At 38.2% G+C, this 978-nt stretch carries 1 protein-coding gene; it reads left to right on the forward strand.

The window, feature by feature from the left end; all coding sequences use genetic code 11:
• Positions 1-978: helicase-related protein (locus ABD909_RS04235; protein ID WP_345096724.1), on the forward strand; the 978-nt coding region annotated here is incomplete at both ends.

The raw sequence follows: 978 nt of genomic DNA on the forward strand, positions 1-978 counted from the left end.
TTCCCTTTCTCAATTGTGACGTAAGACATATTGACGGGACACAAAGTGTCAAAAAACGCAATGAAGAGTTGGATTGGCTGAAACAAGATGCGGGTCACAAGGTTTGTCGGATCTTAAGCAATGTGCGGTGTCTTTCAGAAGGGATTGATGTTCCTGCTCTTGATGCGATCATGTTTTTACACCCACGTAATAGCCAAGTGGATGTGATCCAGGCGGTGGGACGTGTAATGCGTCGTGCCAAGGGAAAAAAGACAGGTTATATCATTTTACCGGTTATCATTCCTTCACACCTAGAAGCCAAAAAAGCTTTACGGAATAATAAGAAGTACCATGTTGTTTNGACGATTAATCAAATGTCTTTAGGGCAAGATAGCAGTCATACGATTGAGATTATAGAGGTTAAGCGTGCCGATGAATTAAAAGAACTCACCACAACGGTTGATGAGGTCTCGATACAATCAAAAGCAGAAAGTTCTGTACACACTATTGGAACAGCAGCAAACAAATTCAAATCGACATATGGAGGAGGACAAAGAGAATTACCCCTTCCTTCTGAATTTGTTGATTTTATCAAAGCCATTTTTCTGGATAGTTTTAAAATCACGGATTATTGGGAAAATTGGGCTGGCAATGTTGCTGAGATTGCACAAAACCATATCACCCGTCTTAAAGATATGCTTGTGGAAGAAAAGAGTGAAACTTATCTTGCTTTTAATACCTTTCATAAAGAATTACAAAACAACGTAAACAGTGAAATCAAACAAGAAGAAGCTGTTGAGATGTTAGCACAACATCTTGTAACGCGTCCCGTGTTTGCATCCTTGTTTGATGGCAATAAATTTGTGCAAAATAATGCCATTTCTCAAGCAATGGATAAAATACTCACTGAACTCGATAAAACAAATATTGAAAAAGAAGCAAAAGATCTAGAAAAATTTTATAAAAGTATCACGTTCTGTACAGCAGGGATTACCGAAC

The sequence above is a fragment of the Bartonella acomydis genome (assembly GCF_039543025.1).
In the GTDB taxonomy this organism is placed as follows: domain Bacteria; phylum Pseudomonadota; class Alphaproteobacteria; order Rhizobiales; family Rhizobiaceae; genus Bartonella; species Bartonella acomydis.